This is a genomic window from Streptomyces sp. NPDC001220, assembly GCF_053597895.1.
The window spans coordinates 283,117-301,004 of record NZ_JBSFJE010000015.1; the positions used below are offsets into that span (position 1 = coordinate 283,117).

At 71.9% G+C, this 17,888-nt stretch carries 21 protein-coding genes; 7 read left to right on the forward strand and 14 right to left on the reverse strand.

Annotation, left to right across the window (positions count from 1 at the left end; all coding sequences use genetic code 11):
- From ACWDGI_RS32815 to ACWDGI_RS32825, 3 genes are all read right to left on the reverse strand, one after another.
- Positions 1-1,563, reverse strand: coding sequence for an ABC transporter substrate-binding protein (locus ACWDGI_RS32815; protein ID WP_450765291.1), 1,563 nt, complete (start codon positions 1,561-1,563; stop codon positions 1-3).
- 520 nt (positions 1,564-2,083) lie between these two features.
- Positions 2,084-2,986 (reverse strand): DsbA family oxidoreductase, encoded by a 903-nt coding sequence (locus tag ACWDGI_RS32820; protein ID WP_450765293.1) that lies wholly within the window; start codon positions 2,984-2,986, stop codon positions 2,084-2,086.
- Positions 2,983-3,417, reverse strand: a complete 435-nt coding sequence (locus ACWDGI_RS32825; protein ID WP_450765294.1) for an RrF2 family transcriptional regulator — start codon at positions 3,415-3,417, stop codon at positions 2,983-2,985. The genes ACWDGI_RS32820 and ACWDGI_RS32825 overlap by 4 nt, the downstream gene beginning before the upstream one ends.
- 138 nt (positions 3,418-3,555) lie before the next feature.
- Here ACWDGI_RS32825 and ACWDGI_RS32830 point away from each other — a divergent pair, with 138 nt between their 5' ends.
- A complete protein-coding gene (locus ACWDGI_RS32830; RefSeq protein ID WP_450765296.1) occupies positions 3,556-4,062 on the forward strand; it encodes a cupin domain-containing protein in 507 nt (168 codons plus the stop codon).
- A 27-nt stretch (positions 4,063-4,089) separates the two neighbouring features.
- On the opposite strand, the gene ACWDGI_RS32835 is transcribed toward ACWDGI_RS32830, so the two are convergent.
- Together ACWDGI_RS32835 and ACWDGI_RS32840 are read right to left on the reverse strand one after the other, a co-directional pair.
- A complete protein-coding gene (locus ACWDGI_RS32835; protein WP_450765298.1) occupies positions 4,090-4,926 on the reverse strand; it encodes a hypothetical protein in 837 nt (278 codons plus the stop codon).
- 173 nt (positions 4,927-5,099) lie between these two features.
- On the reverse strand, positions 5,100-5,570 hold the full coding sequence (locus ACWDGI_RS32840; RefSeq protein ID WP_450765300.1) for a winged helix-turn-helix transcriptional regulator: 471 nt from the start codon (positions 5,568-5,570) through the stop codon (positions 5,100-5,102).
- A gap of 106 nt (positions 5,571-5,676) precedes the next feature.
- Here ACWDGI_RS32840 and ACWDGI_RS32845 point away from each other — a divergent pair, with 106 nt between their 5' ends.
- Positions 5,677-6,174, forward strand: coding sequence for a PaaI family thioesterase (locus ACWDGI_RS32845; RefSeq protein ID WP_450765302.1), 498 nt, complete (start codon positions 5,677-5,679; stop codon positions 6,172-6,174).
- Positions 6,175-6,421: 247 nt separating this feature from the next.
- Here the strand turns inward: ACWDGI_RS32845 and ACWDGI_RS32850 are convergent, their stop codons facing one another.
- Positions 6,422-6,682: a hypothetical protein gene (locus ACWDGI_RS32850; RefSeq protein WP_450765304.1), complete on the reverse strand. Its 261-nt coding sequence runs from the start codon at positions 6,680-6,682 to the stop codon at positions 6,422-6,424.
- A gap of 96 nt (positions 6,683-6,778) precedes the next feature.
- Here ACWDGI_RS32850 and ACWDGI_RS32855 point away from each other — a divergent pair, with 96 nt between their 5' ends.
- Positions 6,779-7,300, forward strand: a complete 522-nt coding sequence (locus ACWDGI_RS32855; RefSeq protein WP_450765306.1) for a winged helix-turn-helix transcriptional regulator — start codon at positions 6,779-6,781, stop codon at positions 7,298-7,300.
- 209 nt (positions 7,301-7,509) lie between these two features.
- Here the strand turns inward: ACWDGI_RS32855 and eno are convergent, their stop codons facing one another.
- On the reverse strand, positions 7,510-8,793 hold the full coding sequence (gene eno / locus ACWDGI_RS32860; protein ID WP_450765308.1) for a phosphopyruvate hydratase: 1,284 nt from the start codon (positions 8,791-8,793) through the stop codon (positions 7,510-7,512).
- Positions 8,794-8,885: 92 nt separating this feature from the next.
- On the opposite strand from eno, the gene ACWDGI_RS32865 reads away from it, so the two are divergent.
- Positions 8,886-9,755, forward strand: coding sequence for a winged helix-turn-helix transcriptional regulator (locus tag ACWDGI_RS32865; protein WP_450765310.1), 870 nt, complete (start codon positions 8,886-8,888; stop codon positions 9,753-9,755).
- 73 nt (positions 9,756-9,828) lie between these two features.
- Here the strand turns inward: ACWDGI_RS32865 and ACWDGI_RS32870 are convergent, their stop codons facing one another.
- Entirely contained in the window at positions 9,829-10,464 is a 636-nt protein-coding gene (locus ACWDGI_RS32870) for a molybdopterin-dependent oxidoreductase (protein WP_450765312.1), read from the reverse strand.
- A gap of 397 nt (positions 10,465-10,861) precedes the next feature.
- Positions 10,862-11,281, reverse strand: coding sequence for a TOBE domain-containing protein (locus ACWDGI_RS32875; protein ID WP_450765313.1), 420 nt, complete (start codon positions 11,279-11,281; stop codon positions 10,862-10,864).
- A gap of 288 nt (positions 11,282-11,569) precedes the next feature.
- On the opposite strand from ACWDGI_RS32875, the gene ACWDGI_RS32880 reads away from it, so the two are divergent.
- Together ACWDGI_RS32880 and ACWDGI_RS32885 are read left to right on the forward strand one after the other, a co-directional pair.
- A complete protein-coding gene (locus ACWDGI_RS32880; RefSeq protein ID WP_450765315.1) occupies positions 11,570-12,259 on the forward strand; it encodes a M24 family metallopeptidase in 690 nt (229 codons plus the stop codon).
- A gap of 13 nt (positions 12,260-12,272) precedes the next feature.
- On the forward strand, positions 12,273-12,440 hold the full coding sequence (locus ACWDGI_RS32885; RefSeq protein WP_450765317.1) for a hypothetical protein: 168 nt from the start codon (positions 12,273-12,275) through the stop codon (positions 12,438-12,440).
- A 32-nt stretch (positions 12,441-12,472) separates the two neighbouring features.
- Here the strand turns inward: ACWDGI_RS32885 and ACWDGI_RS32890 are convergent, their stop codons facing one another.
- Complete coding sequence (locus ACWDGI_RS32890) at positions 12,473-13,387, reverse strand: hypothetical protein (protein ID WP_450765319.1); 915 nt, start codon at positions 13,385-13,387, stop codon at positions 12,473-12,475.
- A gap of 4 nt (positions 13,388-13,391) precedes the next feature.
- Positions 13,392-14,471: an NlpC/P60 family protein gene (locus ACWDGI_RS32895; protein ID WP_450765321.1), complete on the reverse strand. Its 1,080-nt coding sequence runs from the start codon at positions 14,469-14,471 to the stop codon at positions 13,392-13,394.
- Positions 14,472-15,002: 531 nt separating this feature from the next.
- Here ACWDGI_RS32895 and ACWDGI_RS32900 point away from each other — a divergent pair.
- The gene (locus ACWDGI_RS32900; RefSeq protein ID WP_450765323.1) at positions 15,003-15,146 is read left to right on the forward strand and encodes a hypothetical protein; all 144 of its coding nucleotides are present in this window, start codon (positions 15,003-15,005) and stop codon (positions 15,144-15,146) included.
- A 195-nt stretch (positions 15,147-15,341) separates the two neighbouring features.
- Here ACWDGI_RS32900 and ACWDGI_RS32905 read toward each other — a convergent pair whose 3' ends face one another.
- From ACWDGI_RS32905 to ACWDGI_RS32915, 3 genes are all read right to left on the reverse strand, one after another.
- On the reverse strand, positions 15,342-16,295 hold the full coding sequence (locus ACWDGI_RS32905) for a phosphotransferase family protein (RefSeq protein ID WP_450765325.1): 954 nt from the start codon (positions 16,293-16,295) through the stop codon (positions 15,342-15,344).
- Positions 16,296-16,395: 100 nt separating this feature from the next.
- Entirely contained in the window at positions 16,396-16,815 is a 420-nt protein-coding gene (locus ACWDGI_RS32910) for a hypothetical protein (RefSeq protein ID WP_450765327.1), read from the reverse strand.
- Positions 16,816-16,953: 138 nt separating this feature from the next.
- Positions 16,954-17,793 carry a helix-turn-helix transcriptional regulator gene (locus tag ACWDGI_RS32915; RefSeq protein ID WP_450765329.1) on the reverse strand — a complete coding sequence of 280 codons (840 nt, stop codon included), beginning with the start codon at positions 17,791-17,793 and terminating at the stop codon, positions 16,954-16,956.
- Positions 17,794-17,888 lie beyond the last annotated feature (95 nt).

The following is a 17,888-nucleotide window of genomic DNA, read 5'->3' on the forward strand; positions in this document are numbered from 1 at the left end:
TCAGTCGCTGCCGGAGATGGTCACGCCGGTCCAGTCGATGTGGGCCGGGTTCTTCGGCAGATCGGAGATCGACTTGCTCTTGGCGATGAGGTTCGGCGCGGAGTAGGTGAAGACCAGCGCCTTGCTCCGCAACCCGGCGCGGGTGGCCGCCTGGAGGACCTTGGCGTAGTCCGGCGAGTCCAGCGGGGTCGCACGCACCTTGGCGACGGCCGCCTCGAAGCCTGCCGGCTCGTAGGGGGTGCTCAGGTTCAGCGGGCCGTTGGGGCCGAAGTGGGCGGTGAGGGTCTGCAGGGCGGAGTCCCGGCCGGTGGTCCCGTACAGCGAGAACGTCAGGTCCTTGGCGAAGAACGGGGTGGCCCAGTTCTTGTCGATCTTGATGGTGACGGTGATCCCGACCTTGGCCAGCTGCGACTGGACCAGTTCGGCCTGGGGGTCCTCGGCCGGGATGACCAGGTTGAGCTTGATGTCACCGGCCTTGTATCCCGCCTCGGCGAGCAGCTTCTTCGACTTCGCCGGGTCGTAGGGGTAGTCGTCCGCCGACTTCGGGTCGTAGGCCACGTACCCCTTCGGGAACGGCTGGTCGGTCACCGAGCCGTAGCCGAACGTCAGCTTGTCCACGAACTCCTGACGGTTGATCGCGTAGCGGACGGCGTCCACGACCTTGTCGTTGTCGAACGGCGCCTTGTTGATGTTCAGGCTGAGGTTGTTGGCGTTGAAGCCCGGCTGGGAGAAGACGTCCAGACCGGCCTTCTTGGCGGCGGCCGCCTGGCTCGGGGCGAGGTCGGCGAAGTTGTAGACGCCGGTGCGCAGACCGGAGACGACCGTGGAGGCGTCGGGCGCCGAGGTCAGTTCGACGTTGTCGATGTGGATGTTCTTGGCGTCCCAGTAATCCGGGTTCTTCTTCAGGACCGCCTTGGTGCCCGGCACCAGCTGGGTGACGACGAACGGCCCGGCGCCGACCGGGTTCTGGTCCAGCTTCGTGGGGTTCGCGGCCGCCTTGGGACTGGCGATCTGCAGCACCCGCTCACCGAGCAACTGGGGTATCTGGTAGTCGACCTGGGTGAGGTGGAGCACCGCGTCCAGCCCCTTGGCGTCCACCGACTTGATGGAGGTCAGATCACCGAAGAGCGCCGAGTTCTTCTGCTTCTGCGCCCGCTCGATCGCCGCCTTGACCGCGGCGGCGTTCACCGGCTCGCCGTCGCTGAACTTCAGGCCGGGCCGCAGATGGAAGGTGATCTCGTCACCCTTCTTGTCGTACTCCCAGCTCTTGGCGAGATCCGGCACGGCCTTGCCGGTCTCGTCGGTGCGGGTCAACGACGCGTAGGTGAGCGCGAGTTCACGGAACTGGGCGCCACTGCCGCTGACCACCGGGTCCCAGTGGGCCGGGAAGTAGGAGGAGGTCCACTTCAGCGTGGCGCCGCTTCCGGCGGACGCGGTGCCGGAGCCGCAGGCGGTGAGTGCGGGGGCGAGCAGGGCGACGAGGGCGCCGGCGACGGCTGCGGTGCGCGGGCCGGACCGGACGGGGCCGAGTCTGGGGCGTTGGGCGGTGTGGTGTGCGGGCATCTCGTTCTTCCTGTGGTCGGCCCGGTCTGGGTCGGGGCGGAGGGAGCAGGGCGGAAGGCCGGCCGGACATCCGCGCGGACCGTCGAGCGGGACCGGACGGGCATGCCGGGGTGAGCGCCGGCCCGCGGTCGGAGCGTGCGGCACTCAGGGCAAGGGGAGTTGGCGGCCTCGCGGGGCGGACCCTCGGGCAGCGAAGGAGGCGACGGGGAAGGCGGGCGCGGAGAGCGGCGGGACGCGGTCGAGCCGGACGGCCGGCGGACGGCGCCGCACCATCACGGTGCGGAGCTCAGGCGGCTGCGGGCCGGAGGCGGCGGACGGCTGAGGGCCGGGGACGGCGGAAGGTCAGCGACAGAGTGCGCTGCAGGTGCGCCGCAGGTCCACGTAGCGGCACACCACACCGGGGTGCGTCGTGAGCATGCTGCACATCCTGGGGGCAGCCGCGACCGGCTGTCAATGGACACCAATTGGTGTCTCATTCGGCGGGACGGTCTCTGTCCGCAGATCAGAGGCCCGCCGACGGTCAGTCGGTGGCGGTCCGGCGTGCTGACGCCTCGTCAGGGTGCAGCCACAGCGGGCCGTTTCCGGTCTCCATCCGGACGGCGCCCGGCGGCGGCCACGCACCCTCGGTCAGCAGCAGCCGCTCCGGTTCCGTCATGCTCCCGTAACGTTGCAGGGCCTCCGCCGGGGAGAGGGCCGCCGGGACGTTCAGCAGCCCAGGACAGAGCTCCTCGGCAGCGGACGCGTACTCCTCGAAGCGCCGCCAGCCGGGCACCGCCCGGTGGCCGCCGGGCGCACGCACCAGCAGGGTCGGCAGCGCGTACCGGTATCCGCCGTCGGCGGTCTCCTTCGCCGCGCCCGGATGCGGCGAACCGCCCGGCACCGAGCGCACCTCGGGGACCGGCCGGCGCGCCTCGGCACGATCGGCGCGCACCCGCTCCAGGACCGCGTCGGACGCGGCGTCGCAGGCCAGCCGCTCCATGTCCAGCCCCGGCGTTCCCCGGACCGTGGCCAGTGCCGACGCGGCGGTGTCCGCCGGTTCGCCGAGCACGAAGACGGTCTCCCGCAGCCGCCGCAGCACTCTCCCGGCGACCTCGTCGCCCTGGAGCTCGGCGGCCTTGGCGACCAGCGAGGCGGGCCAGGAACTGGCCGGCATCCGGCTCAGCCGTACCGCCCGAGGGGCCCCGCTGTGCGAGCTGATCTCCTCGACGTAGCGCGCGTACCAGGCGGTCTCCGCCGCCGGATCCGGCGGCGGGTCGTCGTCGTGGTCGAAGAGGATCGAGTACACCCGCCGCCACCGGACCCGGCCGGTCAGCGCCGCCCGCAGCCTGCGGAAGGCCGGTTCCGAGCCCCAGGCCCAGGGACAGAGCGGGTCGGTGTACTCCACCACCTCGACGGGCGGCGGCGGTTCGGCGGCGCCCGTCACGCGGCGCCCGTCCGGGCCAGCCTCTCGGCCGCTTCCCCCGGCAGCAGCGACATCAGGGTCACCCCGCCCAGGACCGCCGCCGCACCCGCCTCGACCTCACGCCACACCCCGGGCAGCCCCGCGGCGGGACCCGGGTAGTCGAGTCCGGCCAGCGACTCGCCGCGCAGGGTGATCAACTCGCCGTCGACCGCCCGCGAGACGTCCAGCAGGCTGATCTCGTCGGCGGGTCTGCCGAGCCAGTAACCGCCCTCGCAGCCGCGCTGGCTGCGCACCAGGCCCGCTCTGCGCAGCTCGCCCACCACGGACTTCAGAAACCGGAACGGAATCTCCTGCGAGGAGGCGATCGCCTCACAGGTCAGCGGACGAGTGGGCTCACGGGCGAGCTCCAGCAGCGCCCGGATGCCGTAGTCCGCCTTCGCGGAAATATGCATGCGCACATCATGCCCGAGGAGTCGGCGCGGCGAGCCGCTCCAGGCGGCTCGCTCGTTCTGTTGCGGGAACATTGCCGCAGGTGAAAGGCAATGGACACCTCTTGACATCCTTTTCCGGACCGCCCTAGCGTCCACGCCATGAGCGAGCCGCTGACGACCCCCGGTGAAGGCTTCCACCCGCACCTCCACGAAACCCCGGACCACCCCGCGGCGCCGCTGAGCACCCGCCTGCACCACGTCCGCGCCGACTCCCTGGACGGCGACACCGCCCAGACCGGCGGCATGCGCAGGTTCGCGGCCGTCAGCGGGAAGACGGTCGGTTCCGAGAAGCTGTGGATGGGCCAGACCCATGTGGCGCCCGCCACCGCGTCGTCCGACCACCACCACGGCGAGTCCGAGACCGCGATCTATGTGGTCGGCGGGCACCCGGAGTTCGTCTTCCTGGACGACTCGGGCCCGGAGCCGGCGGAGGTACGGCTGCGGACCTCGCCCGGCGACTACATCTTCGTCCCGCCCTTCGTGCCGCACCGGGAGGAGAACCCGGATCCCGACGACGAGGCGGTGGTCGTCATCGCGCGCAGCACCCAGGAGGCGATCGTGGTCAACCTCCCCGGTCTGTACGCGCTGCCGGCCGACGGGGGATGACAGCCAGGGCCGCCCCGCCCCCGTGACTCAGGTGCGCGGACCGGCTTCCAGGAAGCCGTGGAGGGAGGCGGTCATGCGGGCGACGAAGGCGTCGCGGGCCCGGTCGGTGACCAGGTCGAGGGAGAGATAGGGGTTGAGGTCCTCCAGTTCGACCAGGAGCAGGGCACCCTCCTGGGTTCGGCAGGCGTCCACGCGCTGGATGCCGTGGTCGAGCGTGTTCCAGTCGATGAAACGCCGGGCGAAGACGAGATCGGCTTCGGTGGGCTCGTACGGTTCGAGGACCCAGCGGCGGCCGGGGTCGGGGGCGTACAGCGCGTACTGGAAGGCGTCGTCGACGTAGTAGAAGGACACCTCGTAGCGGAAGTCGACACGTGGCTGGACCAGGATGTCGCCGTAGGCCAGGCCGGCCAGCCGGTCCCGGGCCACGAAGGTCAGACCTATGGAGTCCGCTCCCGTCCTTGGCTTGACCGCGTACTCGTCGCTCCCGGGGAGGCGGTCCAGATGCTCGGGCCGGTCGACGGTGGGGATGACCGGGTATCCGGCCGCCGTCAGGTCCGGCAGGTATCCCTTGCCGGCCATGTCGCCGCGCCCGTGCAGCGGGTTGTAGACCCGGGTGCCGCGCGCCGTGGCCCGGTCGCGGAAGGCGTCGTACTGGCGCTGGTAGTGGAGCACCGGACCGCTGTTGCGGACCACGACCGCGTCGAAGCGGTCCATCAGGGCCGCGGCGTCCAGCGGATGGCACAGGGCGATGTCGAAGTCCGCGCGGAGCCGGGCGGTCAGGAACACGTCCTCGTCGCCGTACCGACGACCCCGCGCCGGGTAGGCGAGGTCGGTCACGTACAGGAGGCTCGGGCGGGCTGGCATGGCGCTTCTCCTCGGCCGGTGGTCACGTCTGCGGTCAGCCGATGGTGGCACGCTCCCGGCGGGGAGCCCCGCCGCCCCCCGATCCGGCCGGCGGGACACCGACGGGATGCCGGGCCGCTGAGGGCCACGCCCGGGGGCCGTCGGCCCGGAGCCGTGCGCCGCGGGCCGACGGCCTACGACCGGAGGCGGGCGCCCGGGCCCAGGTGGGCGGTGACCTCCCCGGGGGCGAGGGCGGAGTGGTCCGCGGAGCACTGGACGACGACGCGGACCGGCGCCTCGCAGCCGGTGTGGCGGATGTCCAGCGGGGGGCTCTCCCCGGGTTCGAGGGCGTATGTCTCGCCCCACTGGGTCAGCGCCATGAGGACGGGCCACAGGTCCCAGCCCTTGCGGGTCAGCCGGTACTCGTTGCGGGCGCGGCTGCCGGGTTCCCGGTAGGGGACGGTCGTCAGGACGCCGGCCGAGATCAGCTTCCGGAGGCGGTCGCTGAGGACCGCCTCCGACAGGCCGATGTGCCGGTGGAAGTCGTCGAAGCGCCGGACCCCGTTGACGGCGTCACGCAGGATCAGCAGCGTCCATTTCTCTCCGACCACGTCGAGCGTGCGCTGGACGGGGCAGTTCTCCGTGCTCGCCTCAAGCCACTCCATGACGCCATCGTAAGGGCCTGGCTTCGCCATTGACAGTCAGCTGGACGAGAAGCTAGCTTCGTTTGAAAAAGTCAGAGGGAAAAGCCGGACGGAAAGGCTCGGTGCTGTGGGACGGACGCGTACGTATGAGTGGGACGATCCCGCGGTCCTGGCGGACGCCGCCGGACGCATGGCCGGTATCGACTTCCTGCGCGAGCTGCAGGCGGGCCGGCTGCCGAGCTCGCCCATCAACCACACCGTCGACTTCGCCCTGGACGAGGTGGAGCCGGGGCGGGCGGTCTTCTCCCTGACGCCGGGCGAGGAGCACTACAACCCGATCGGCAGCGTGCACGGCGGCATCTTCGCCGTCCTGCTGGACTCGGCCGCGGGCTGTGCCGTGCAGTCCACCCTCCCGCAGGGGATGGCGTACACCTCGCTCGACCTGACCGTGAAGTTCCTGCGCCGCATCACCGTGGAGACCGGCACGGTGCGCGCCATCGGCACGGTGATCAACAAGGGCCGTCAAACCGCCCTCGCGCAGGCGCAGCTGGTCGACGGATCGGACCGGCTGCTGGCCCACGCCACCAGCAGCTGCATGCTCTTCCCGGTGCCGCCCACGCGCTGAGCGGCGAGCCGGAACGGCCCCGGCGCCGGTTCGCGGCGCCCGGGGCCGAGCGCGCCCCGAGGCGACCGCGGGGCGCGCGACACCGCTCCTTCGGCTCCATGGCCGACCTGCCTCAGCGGCCGGGCGGCCCTTCGGGCGCGCTGTACGCCGGCTTCCGCTCGGCCGCGCCGGTGTCCGAGTCGGTCCGGCCGCGGCCCGGTGTCCACAGGAGGGCGCCGGACGCCAGGCCGAGCGCGGCGAGGACCCATCAGACCCGGTGGAAGGAGTCGACGGCGTCGGCCGCGGTGGGAGTGCCGAGGACGGCGACGAAGAGGCTGATGCCGAGGACCGCGCCGAGCTGGCGCAGGCTCGCGTTGATCGCCGAGCCGAGCGCGAACCGTCCCGGCGGAAGCGCCTGGACGGCGGCTCCGGACTGGACGGGCAGGGTGGGCCCGACGCCGAGTCCGGTGAGCAGCGCCGCGGGCAGCCACTGGGTGGTCCAGTGCGGGGTGGCGCCGGATACGGCCATGGTGTCCCCCCAGGTGAGTTTGATTTTCCTACCAACTGGCGGGACGCTGTCCCGGGTGGGTCGTGAAACACAACCGACCAGGGGTAACGTGGGCGTATGGACGTACGACCGCAGCAGGCCGGGGAGTCGCAGACGGGCGGCACCGGGACCGTCGCCAAGCCGCTGACCTCGGTGATGGCAGGCATGCCCGTGGGTGTGCGGCCTTGCTCGATGGCCGCCGCACTGCAGATCGTGGGCGAGCGGTGGTCGCTGCTCGCGCTGCGGGAGATGTCCTACGGCGTGCACCGCTTCGCGAAGATCGCCGGCTACACGGGCGCACCGCGCGACATCCTCGCCGACCGGCTGCGCAAGCTCGAGGCGGCGGGCGTGATCGAGCGGCGGCAGTACAGCGAGCACCCGCCCCGCCACGAGTACCACCTGACGCAGGCGGGACAGGAGCTCTTCCCCGTCATGATCGGCCTGCTGCAATGGGGCGACAGATGGGCGGTGGACACCCCAGCCGTCGCCTTCCGGCACGAGTGCGGTCACCCCCTGCGAATGGAGTCCGGGTGCCCGCACTGCGAGGGGGAGATCACCCCTGAGTCGCTCTTCCCGCAGTCGCCCGACGCGCACTCCTGACCCCGGCGCGCACTCCTGACCCCGGCGGGCACTCCTGACCCCGGGCGCGCACTCCTGACCCCGGCGCGCACTCCTGACCCCGGCGCCCCGGCGCCCCGGCGCCCCGGCTCGTCCCTCGGACGAGGCGGCGGCCCGCCCGTGCGGCCCGCCGCTCCCCGTCCTCGCCCAGCGTCCCCGCGGCCGTCATGCCGTCACCTGTCACCGCCGGGTCAGCGGCGCAGCCCGAGTGCCTCTCGTCCCGCGTAGCGTGCCTGCGCGCCCAGTTCCTCCTCGATGCGGAAGAGCTGGTTGTACTTGGCGGTGCGGTCCGAGCGGGACAGCGAGCCGGTCTTGATCTGGCCGCAGCCCGTGGCGACGGCGAGGTCGGCGATCGTCGTGTCCTCGGTCTCCCCGGAGCGGTGGGACATGACGACCGTGTACCCGGCCCGGTGGGCGGTGGCGACCGTGCCGAGGGTCTCGGTGAGGGTGCCGATCTGGTTGACCTTCACCAGGACGGAGTTGGCGATGCCGTCACGGATACCGGCGCGCAGCAGCGTCTCGTTGGTGCAGAAGACGTCGTCGCCGGTGAGCTGGCAGCGGTCGCCGAGGCGGGCGGTCAGGTCACGCCAGCCGGCGTGGTCGTCCTCGGCCATCGGATCCTCGACGGAGGCCACGGGGTAGCGGTCGACGAGGGTGGCGAGGTAGTCGGCGTGTTCGGCGGGGGTACGGCGGACGCCCTCGCCCTTGTAGTCGTATACGCCGTTGTGGAAGAACTCCGAGCTGGCCGGGTCCATGACGAGCGTGATGTCGGTGCCGGCCTTGTAGCCGGTCTGCTCGATGGCGCGTACGACGAAGTCCAGGGCCTCGTCGGCGGTCCGCAGGTCGGGGGCGAAGCCGCCCTCGTCGCCGACGTTGACGCTGTGGCCGGCGGCGAGCAGGTTGCCGCGCAGGGTGTGGAAGACCTCCGAGCCCATACGGACCGCCTCGGCGAAGGTGGCCGCTCCGACGGGCGCGATCATGAACTCCTGGAAGTCCAGCGGATTGTCGGCGTGGGCGCCGCCGTTGACGATGTTCATCATCGGCACCGGCAGCAGCCGGGCGTCCACTCCGCCGACGTAGCGGTACAGCGGCTGCCGGTGCGAGGCCGCGGCGGCCTTGGCGGTGGCCAGGGAGACGCCGAGCAGGGCGTTGGCGCCGAGCCGCGACTTGGTCTCCGTGCCGTCCAGCTCGATCATCGTGCGGTCGACGGTCGCCTGGTCCTCGGCGTCGAGCCCGGTCACGGCGTCCGCGATGCTCTCGTTCACGGCGTCGACGGCACGCCGCACCCCCTTGCCGTGGAAGCGGCACGGGTCGCCGTCGCGCAGTTCGACCGCTTCGCGGGCGCCGGTGGAAGCGCCGGAAGGGACGGCGGCTCTGCCCAGTGAGCCGTCCCTGAGTTCCACGTCGACCTCGACGGTGGGGTTGCCCCGGCTGTCGATGATCTCGCGTGCGACGACCCGGCTGATGGCGGTCACGATGCACTCCTCACGCTGGGCCCGTGCGCTGACGGGCGGTAAGTTCCATCGAGAAACAAAGTGAGTCCCGAAAAGGAACTTACTATGGGCGCATGAGGATGCACAACGCTGACGAGACCTGCGGGACCGCCCAGGCCGCCATGGTCCTGGGGGACTGGTGGAACGTACTGGTCCTGCGCGAGGTCGCCCGCGGCCATGTCCGCTTCGACGCCCTGGCCGCCGAGATCGGCCTGTCCCGCAAGGTGCTCACCGAGCGGCTGGGCAGGCTCGTCGCCCACGGTGTCCTGCACCGCAGCCTCTACCAACGGCGGCCGGTGCGTTACGAGTACCTGCTCACCGACGCCGGTGCCGGGCTGCTGCCGCTGCTCGTCGCGATGCAGGACTGGGGCGACCGCTGGGTGCTGGGCGACGGCAGCCTCACCGCGACGGCGGCGGAGGACGGCGCGGAACACGCCCGTGTCCACGCGTTGGCCGGCACCCGCCTGCCCGACGGCCTCGAACTGCCCGCCGTCCGGGGCGCCGAGGTGCCCCTGGTCTCCCCGGACGCCCCGGCGACCGTGCTGTTCACCTACCCCGGCACCGGAGTCGAATGGGGCGAGCCGCCGATCCCGGGGGCCGTCGGCTGCACACTGGAGAACCGGCTCTTCCGGGACGCCTGGCCCGACTTCCGGAGGGCGGGCGTGGAGGTGCGCGGGATCAGCACCCAACTCGTGTACGAGCAGGAGGAGTTCGCGCGCGCCGAGGAGATCCCGTACCCCCTGCTCTCCGACGCCGCCCACCGACTGGCCGCGGCCCTGCGGCTGCCGACCTTCCGCGGCGCGGGCCGGCTGCGCCACAAGCGTCTGATCCTGGTCGTCGACGCCGAACGCACCGTGCGGCACGCGCTGTTCCCGGTCGACGACATCCCGCACGCGGTCACGGAGACCCTGCGGCTGACGGCGAACCGCGCCCGCGCCACATGAACCGGACTCCCTCCTCGCCGAAGCGGACGTCCGTCACCAGGAGCCGGAGTCGACCGGACGCGCGCGGGTGGGGCTAGGGAGCCGCGGGTGTCGGTCCGTCGGCCTCCGCCTCCTGGTAGGAGTAGCGCTGCTGCTTCCAGGCGTCGGCGATGTTGTGGTAGCCCCGCTCCTCCCAGAAACCACGCCGGTCGGCGGTCATGTACTCGATGCCGCGCAGCCACTTGGGGCTCTTGTAGCCGTACAGGTGCGGGACGACCAGGCGGAGCGGGAAGCCGTGTTCGGCGGTGAGGGGTTCGCCGTCGTGGTGGGTGGCCATGAGGGTGTGCGGCGAGGTGAAGTCGCTCAGGCGCAGGTTGGCGGAGAAGCCGTACTCCGCCCAGGCCATGACGTGGGTGACCCCGGGCGCGGGCGGGACCCGGTCCAGGACGGTGGCGGCGGGGATGCCGTACCACTCGTGGCCGGTGGAGGTGGGGCCGCTCGCGCAGTGCAGGTCGGCGACGACCGTGACATGGGGGAGCGCGGCCAGGTCGTCGAAGTGCCACTCGTGGGTCTCGCCCGAGACGGTGGCGCCGAAGACCCGCAGGTTCCAGCGTTCGGGGCGGAAGCGGGGGACCGGACCGTAGTGCGAGACCGGCCAGCCGTGCACCAGACGCTGGCCGGGCGGGATCCGGCCGGCGGTCCCGGCCGTGCCTGCTCGGTCGCTCGCCATGCGGGTCCCCTCTCCTCACCGGTGCCCTGGTCGCGGCTGCCCTCCCTGTGCAGGGTAGGCGCTCACGCGGGGTACGGCCGGACCGGGGCGCGGCGAGTGTCCACACGTGGGCCCTTGCCGGAAGGCCGCCACGGCGCCCCTGCCCGTCGGGCGGTCTCCCGGCCCCGACGCCAGGAACGGGGAGGGCCCCGATCATGCGCGCGCCGGCGGACACGGCGATGCGGCGGCCGGCCCGCGGCCGTACGGGTGTACGGGTGTACTCGCCTGTCCCGTCACCGGGCAGGGCTTCCCCGGCCCTGAACCGGACGTCGGCGCCCCGGCCCTGCACACCCGCCGCCCACCGGCTTCGCCTACGACGAGCCGAGGCCGGGGCGACGCGGACGGGCTTCGGCCGGGGTCAGGCGGTCGCGAGGGACACCTCGGTCGACTTGATCAGGGCCACGACCGGCGATCCGGCCGTCAGGCCGAGGTCGGCGACCGCGTCCTTGGTGATCGCCGAGGTGAGCTCGCCCCCCTCGACGGTGACCTTGACCGTGGCCATCGCCCCGCCCACGGCGACATCGCTGACCGTGCCGGGCAGCCGGTTGCGGATGGACAGCCCCGTCACCGGGCCGGTGGCGAGGGCGACCTCGGTGGACTTCATCATGGCCCGGACGGCCGACCCCTCGGCGAGTCCCAGGTCCTTGACCGCCTCCAGGGTGATCGCGGCGGTGAGGTCCTGGCCGCCGTCCAGGCGTACCTTCACGGTCGCCATCACCTCACCGGGGGTGACGGCGGTGACGGTACCGGGGATCTGGTTGCGGATGCTCAGGCTCATGACTTGGCGCCTCACAGAAACAGAGAAGGGGTGCGGGGGGTGAGGGATGGGGGGATGGGGGGATGGGGGTGAATTGCCGGGCTTTGCGTTGATCGTGCGTCCATAAACTAGCCCGCTTCGGCAACGCCCGTTGCGCCCCCTGTCTCATCCGCCACCCGCCTGCCCGCCCGGCCCTGGCAGATCCGAGAAGACGCTGAAACGGAACCCTCGGCCAAGCCGCCCGCGGACACGGCGGGCGAAGTCCAATCTGATTGACTCGCGAGTGCAGCCAAACTTACCTTCGCTGCTATGGCTCATGACGAACCCACACGGGCGGCCCGACTGCTGGACGCCCAGGCCAAGGCCGAGCGGCTCTTCGCCGAGATGGAGAAGCGGGGGCTGGTGGCGCCGGGCGAAGGAGAGCGGGCGGTCAGCGACCGCGTCCGTGACCTGGCGAACGACCTCTTCGGCACGACCCGGCACTGGCACAAGCGGATCGTGCGCTCGGGCCCGAACACCCTCAAGCCGTACCGGGAGAACCCGCCGGACCGCCTGATCGGGGCGGACGACATCGTGTTCGCCGACTTCGGGCCGATCTTCGAGGAGTACGAGGCCGACTTCGGGCGGACCTTCGTACTCGGCGACGATCCGGTCAAGCGACGGCTGCGCGACGACCTGCCGAAGGTCTTCGCCGCCGGCAAGCGGTTCTTCGAGGCCGATCCGGACATCACCGGGAAGCGGCTGTACGCCGAGGTGGAGCGGCTGGCCACCGAGGCCGGCTGGGAACTGGGCGGCTGGCACGCCGGCCACCTGGTCGGCGAGTTCCCGCACGAGAAGATCGACGGCGCGGACACCGAGTCGTACATCGCACCCGCCAACGACACGCCCCTGCGCCGCACCGACAAGGCGGGCCGTGCCTGCCACTGGATCCTGGAGATCCATCTCATCGACCGGCAGCGGGAGTTCGGCGGCTTCTACGAGGAACTGCTCACGCTCTGAGCCGACTCCGGCGGTGTCGCCGAGCCCCGGCACCGCCCTGCCGCGGAGCGTCGACGCCGAGCGGCCGCCGCCGCGGGGGCTGTTCGGCCCCGCGCCCATCGGGATCCTCGCGCCCCGGTACGCCGAGCGCCCGCAGACCTGGGGCGGCCGGCAGCACGTCCCCCGCACCGCGCAGGGCTGACCCGTTCCCGCGGCGGCGCGGGCCGCGCCGGACTACGACGACGGTTCGGCGGACCGGCCGGGCCACCGGGTGAAGCGGCTGAGTCCCCGCCGCGTGGGCTTGAGCGGCTTGTCCTCGGGAGCGACCGGCCCCTGCCCCGCGGTCACGGCCGGAACCGTGCCCGACGCCGGTACGGACCGGCCGCCCCGGCCGAGCCGGCTCCGGACGGCCTGGGCCATGGCCTGATGGGACGGCTCCAGCAACAGGCCCTCCGTCGACAGGTGCTCCCACATGTGCAGCAGCTCCTGTCCCCGGGTGGCCACCTGGCCCTCGTCGATCAGCCGCTGCCATGCCGCGGTGGCACGGGCCACCTCGGGCGCCGCCCGGTTCAGATCGGTGCGGCAGCGGATGCGCGCGACGGTCAGCGCGAGGACGGTGGAGAGCATGTAGTCGCCGCGCTGGTACGCGAGGTACGCCTCGATCGCCCTTGCCTCCAGCGAGAGTTCGTCCTCCGCGCCCCTGCGCAGCGTGAGGTGCTCGCGCAGCGCGCTGGCGAGGACGAACGCGGCGTGCAGCTCCTGGCGCTGCGCGTGCTGGATGATCCGCTCGACGCGGGCGAGCGGCGGGAACGACTCCTCCTCCGCGGCCGTACGCTCGCGCCCGGGCGGCAGGTCCTCCTCGTCGGCGATGGTCCGGCTGGAGCCGTCGGGGTACACCCGCAGCCGTGCCACCTGCTGCACGGTCCGGTCGATGACGGTGGCCGCCACCGGTGCCCGCAGGGTGCGGGCGAACATGGCGATGGCGTCGAGTATCGCCTCGTTGGGCGGCCGGGTGCCGCCCATCTCCAGCAGATGGCCGTTGACCACCGTCGACCCGTCCTCGGCCACATAGGCGTCGAGCCGGATCAGCGGCGGTGCGCTGAGCGCGGGCAGGTTTCCCCCGTCACGGGGGGTCAGCGAGTAGGTCATCCGTTCAGACTCCGGGTCGGACGACACCGACGATGGGCATGGAGGCGGCCGGCGCGATCGTGACCGTGCGTCCGGGCCGCGGGGCGTGCACGATCTGCCCGCCTCCTATGTACATGCCCACGTGCGTGGCGTCGTAGTAGATGATCAGGTCCCCGGGCCGCACGGAGGCCAGGCTGACCCGGGTCAGCCCCTGCCACTGCGCCTGCGAGGTACGGGGTATGGGGTGCCCGGCGGCGGCCCAGGCCGTGGAGGTGAGTCCCGAGCAGTCGTACGACGAGGGGCCCACGGCGCCCCACACGTACGGTTTGCCGATCTGCGCCATCGCGAAGTCGACGGCCTTCCCGGCCGCCCCGCTCGCCTTCGTCCCGCCGCCGGAGCCGGTACCGGTCGAGGTGCCGCCGGAATCGGGGCCCGTCCACCTGGACCTGGCCTCCTGCGCCTCCTTCTTCTCCAACTGGGCGAGCTTGCGGGTCTGTTCCTTCTTGAGTCCCGCCTCGATCAGCTCGGCCTCGGCGATCTTCTTCTCGATCTTCCCCTTGGCCTCGGCCTTGTCCGCGCGGCTGCTCCTCAGCTCCCGCAGTTTCCCGGCGGCGGCGTCGGTCTGCCGGTCCAGCTCCGCGCGGGCGCTCTGCTGCGTCTCGGAGACGTTGACCAGGTTCCGCATGGCCTGGCGGGCCTGGGAGGCCTCGTCGAGGGCCTGGTCGGGGTGGTCGCCGAGCAGCAACTGGATGCCCGTGGCGTCGAGATTGCCCCCGCGGTACTGCGTCCGGGCGGCCACACCCACGAGGGCGTGCAGCTCGTCCAGCCGGCTCTGGGTGCGGGCCAGGTCCTTGTGGAGCGACGCCAGCCGTTTCTCCTGCGCGGCCGCCTTCACGTTCGCGGTGTCGTACGCCTCGGTGGCCACCTCCGCCTGGCGGTAGAGGCCGTTCAGCTCGTTGTGGATGTCCTCGATCGACTGGTCGTCCCGTGGAACGGGTGTGCCCGGGGCCGCATAACTCGGGCCCGGTAACAGCGTGATCGCACAGACGAGGGCTGCTATGGCGGCACGGCCGCGCAGCCGTCTGCCGCCGGTCGACACGTTCATCGGCTCCATCTTCAGAGGTCGCGTGCAGGTGGCTCGGACGGGTGACCTGCCCATCGCGGTTGCCACCGCGGTTCTCACGGAGGACCGTTCGAGCCTCGAACACAGTACCTCCCCCTGAACGGCAGCCTCTTGTATCCCCACACGTGTCGCAAACAGCGCACAGTGCCTGATCGGGTGCCGGCCGCCCGGCAGTCACTCCCGGAGCCCCGGGATCTCAACGACTCAACCCGCAACTGGTTGCCGGGGCACGGGAGGAGGGAGACACGAAGATGAACACCGTCACCGGCCAGGAGGCCCCACGCCCTGGGCGGCGGCTTCACCCCGGCCCGGATCACGGCCACCGGCCCCCAGGACCCGGAGTCCCTGCGGCTGGCCGCCCGTCTGCGACCGGGCCGAGAGCCATCTGAGCTATGTACGGCAGCGCCGCGCCGAACTGCTGGGCGGACCGCACCGGGGACCCTCCGCCACCGCGCTGACCGAGGCCGAGGTCCGGGCCGAGGCGCGGGGCATGGACGTCGACGGGAGCGGCGCGTGGCCGCGCACGGCGGGGCCGGCGGCGACCGCGACCTGACGGCGGGCCGCCATACCGAACTCCTCCGGCAGGCGGGCTTTCGTCATGCCGCCCCCGTCTGGCAGTTCGGCGACGGTCACGTCCTCGTCGCCGTCAAGGACTGACCGCTTCGGAAGGATCCAGGGGATGCGGAGAAACCCGGGATCGAGCCGGCTGGATCCGGAGGGGGCGCAGACTCAGGCTGATCAGGATCCCGTCGCGGTCGTCGCCGGTGCCACTGGCCACGGCGTGCGCACTCCCGGCGTGGGCGCGCGGGCGGGCTCGATTCGTTCGGGGCGGGCCGCCCCGGCTGTCCGGGCTCAGCCCAACGCGTCCATCAGGACGGTGACGTAGGAGTCCAGCCGCTTCTCCACGGCCCCTGTCGTCAGTTCCGTCCTCCCCGCCTCCCGCCACGGCCGGGCCACCCACGGCACGGCCGCCGCGAACGCCAGAGCGTCCAGCAGCCGCCAGTACAACCGCTCGTGCGCGGTCGCGGCCAGCACCCCACCGGCCTCCTCGTACGCCTCCGCGAACCGAAGACCCCACGTCGGGCCGTGCAGCAGCGCCAGATTGGTGGAGCAGTGCGCCACATCGAGGTCCGCCGGACCCCAGGAGGTCTGCACCCAGTCGACGACCCCGGTGACCCGGGGACCTGCCGGGCTCACGTCGAACAGCACGTTGCCGGGGTGGAAGTCCCGGTGCAGGAACCGCCCCTCGTAGGGTGGCGCGGGCCTGCGGATCACGTCGGCCGCCGCGGCCCACGCCCCCGCGTCGGCGCCGTCGGGAGGGACGACGGCGTCGGCGGTCGTCCATGCCTCGTACGTCCGGGGACGCTCGGCAGGCCGCAGCGCGTGAATGGCCACGAGCTGACGGGCCAGCAGGGGGAGGCGCGTCTGCAGTCCCTGGTCGTCAAGGACCGTCCGGCCCGCCAGATGTGTCATCAGGAGCGACGGATACTCGCATTGCGCGGCGGTGGGATCGACCGCGACCGGTCCGGGAGCCGGCACGCGGGTCCCCGCGAGGAAGGTGAGGGCGCCGGTCTCCCGGTTCAGCAGGTCCTCGGCGTGCTCCACCAAGGACGGGTCGACGAAGGTCCGCAGTACCAGGTCGCGGGTGGCTCCGTGCCGCGTGCCGATGGTCAGCCGCCGCATCTCGGCGGTGATGCCGCCGTGCAGTGCCCGGGTCCTGACGATCCGTTCGCCGGCTTCCAGCTGCCGGCCCACCCATGCCAGGGTCAACGGCCGGACGGCCCCCGCCGTGTCGTGGTCGCTCACCCGCCCAGCCCATCATCCGGACGACCGCCCGCGCAAAGGCTTTCGCCGGAGGCGACGGGCGCGCCGCGGATTCTTCGGTGCCGGCGAGTCACCCGCACGGTCAGAGATCCCTGGACCTGATCCAGGCGACCGAGAGCACCAGAGCCGCGCCGATCACGGCGCCGCCGGCTTCCTGGGCCGCACGGACCAGCAGGTCGGAGCGGTCGGCCACGGCCCAATCCCGGCCCGCGTAGAGCGGTATGCCCGTCACGAGCTCTTCGTCGTCCTGGAAGGAGAGACCTTCGATCTCACCCCGCCCCCGCTGTCCGCCGGGCAGACGCCACGCGCCCCGGCACGGGCCGTCCCATGCGCAGTGAACAGTTCCTACCGTCGACGTCCGGTGACCTTCGACGAACCGGTAGGTGTTCTTCGCGGCGAACCACAACGGCAGCGTGAGCGCACCCAAGCACCCGATCAGCACCGCTCGTTGCCACCACTTGAGCCCCGCCGTCAGATCGGCGCTCCACGACGACGGGGCCATGCCCCCGCACCTCGCTCTCCGTGCTCCCCCGGCCCGTTCGCTCCTGTCCACAGGAGGCACGGTGAAGGCCGCGTCCTCCCGGGTGCGCCAGTGCCTGCCTCCGGGCGCCTGCCTCCAAGCTCCGGCCTCCATCGGAGCTCACATGCCGGCGTCCACCACTCCTGTCGGGGTCTGCTTCGGCCGGGTGGCCATGGCCCCCAGTGTCTCGAAGGCGGTCGCCGTCGGGCCGGCCGGTTCGGCCTGGTAGACCACCAGCTGCTGGTGCGGGGCACCGTTGACGGTGAAAGCCGCGAACCTGATGTGCAGATCCCCGACCTGAGGGTGCTTCAGGTGCTTGCCCTCCTGGGACTTGCTCTTGACGTCGTGCAGTTGCCAGAGCGCGGCGAACTCGGCGCTCCGGGCGGACAGTTCCGCCACGACCTCGGCGATGCGGGCGGAATCGGGGTCATGGCCGTAGGCGGCCCTGATCTCGGCGACGCAGGAGTGCGCGGCCCGCTCCCACTCCTGGTAGAAGTCGCGCCCCGCCGGGTCGACGAACACCATCCGGGCGAGGTTGTCGAACTCCTCGAAACCGCTGTGCAGAGCCGCGGCCAGGGAGTTGGCCGCCATGATGTCGAGGGCCGGCCCGACGACGAAGGCCGGGGTGTGCTCCCACCCGTCCATCAGCTGCAGCAACTGCGGGCTGACGTCGGCCAGACCCCAGTCGCGCGGACGCTGCGAGGCGGCGAGGCAGAGGCGGTTGAGATGGTCGGTGGACTCCGCGTCCAGTTTCAGCGCCTGCGCCACGGCGTCGAGGACCTGCGCGGACGGGCTGTTCTCGCGGCCCTGCTCCAGCCTGATGTAGTAGTCGGAGCTGACTCCGGCGAGCAGCGCGACTTCCTCTCTGCGCAGTCCCGGCACCCGCCGCCGCCCGTGTTCGGGCAGACCGACGTCGTGCGGCTTCAGGGCTTCTCTGCGGGCTCGGAGAAAATCACCCAAAGAGCTTGTAACACGATCTTGTTGAGGTGTCCTGGTCGGGCGTGACCGATGTGACGATTCAGCCGTTCGGGACGGTGTGAGTACTCGGCCGTGGA

Coding starts and splice junctions, on each gene's coding strand:
- ACWDGI_RS32855 (WP_450765306.1), top strand. CDS start 6,779: ATGGACGTACGACCGCAGCAGGCCGGGGAGTCGCAGACGGGCGGCACC.
- ACWDGI_RS32880 (WP_450765315.1), top strand. CDS start 11,570: ATGGCTCATGACGAACCCACACGGGCGGCCCGACTGCTGGACGCCCAG.
- ACWDGI_RS32830 (WP_450765296.1), top strand. CDS start 3,556: ATGAGCGAGCCGCTGACGACCCCCGGTGAAGGCTTCCACCCGCACCTC.
- ACWDGI_RS32825 (WP_450765294.1), bottom strand. CDS start 3,417: ATGCATATTTCCGCGAAGGCGGACTACGGCATCCGGGCGCTGCTGGAG.
- ACWDGI_RS32840 (WP_450765300.1), bottom strand. CDS start 5,570: ATGGAGTGGCTTGAGGCGAGCACGGAGAACTGCCCCGTCCAGCGCACG.
- ACWDGI_RS32835 (WP_450765298.1), bottom strand. CDS start 4,926: ATGCCAGCCCGCCCGAGCCTCCTGTACGTGACCGACCTCGCCTACCCG.
- ACWDGI_RS32815 (WP_450765291.1), bottom strand. CDS start 1,563: ATGCCCGCACACCACACCGCCCAACGCCCCAGACTCGGCCCCGTCCGG.
- ACWDGI_RS32895 (WP_450765321.1), bottom strand. CDS start 14,471: ATGAACGTGTCGACCGGCGGCAGACGGCTGCGCGGCCGTGCCGCCATA.
- ACWDGI_RS32875 (WP_450765313.1), bottom strand. CDS start 11,281: ATGAGCCTGAGCATCCGCAACCAGATCCCCGGTACCGTCACCGCCGTC.
- ACWDGI_RS32850 (WP_450765304.1), bottom strand. CDS start 6,682: ATGGCCGTATCCGGCGCCACCCCGCACTGGACCACCCAGTGGCTGCCC.
- ACWDGI_RS32865 (WP_450765310.1), top strand. CDS start 8,886: ATGAGGATGCACAACGCTGACGAGACCTGCGGGACCGCCCAGGCCGCC.
- ACWDGI_RS32890 (WP_450765319.1), bottom strand. CDS start 13,387: ATGACCTACTCGCTGACCCCCCGTGACGGGGGAAACCTGCCCGCGCTC.
- ACWDGI_RS32870 (WP_450765312.1), bottom strand. CDS start 10,464: ATGGCGAGCGACCGAGCAGGCACGGCCGGGACCGCCGGCCGGATCCCG.
- ACWDGI_RS32910 (WP_450765327.1), bottom strand. CDS start 16,815: ATGGCCCCGTCGTCGTGGAGCGCCGATCTGACGGCGGGGCTCAAGTGG.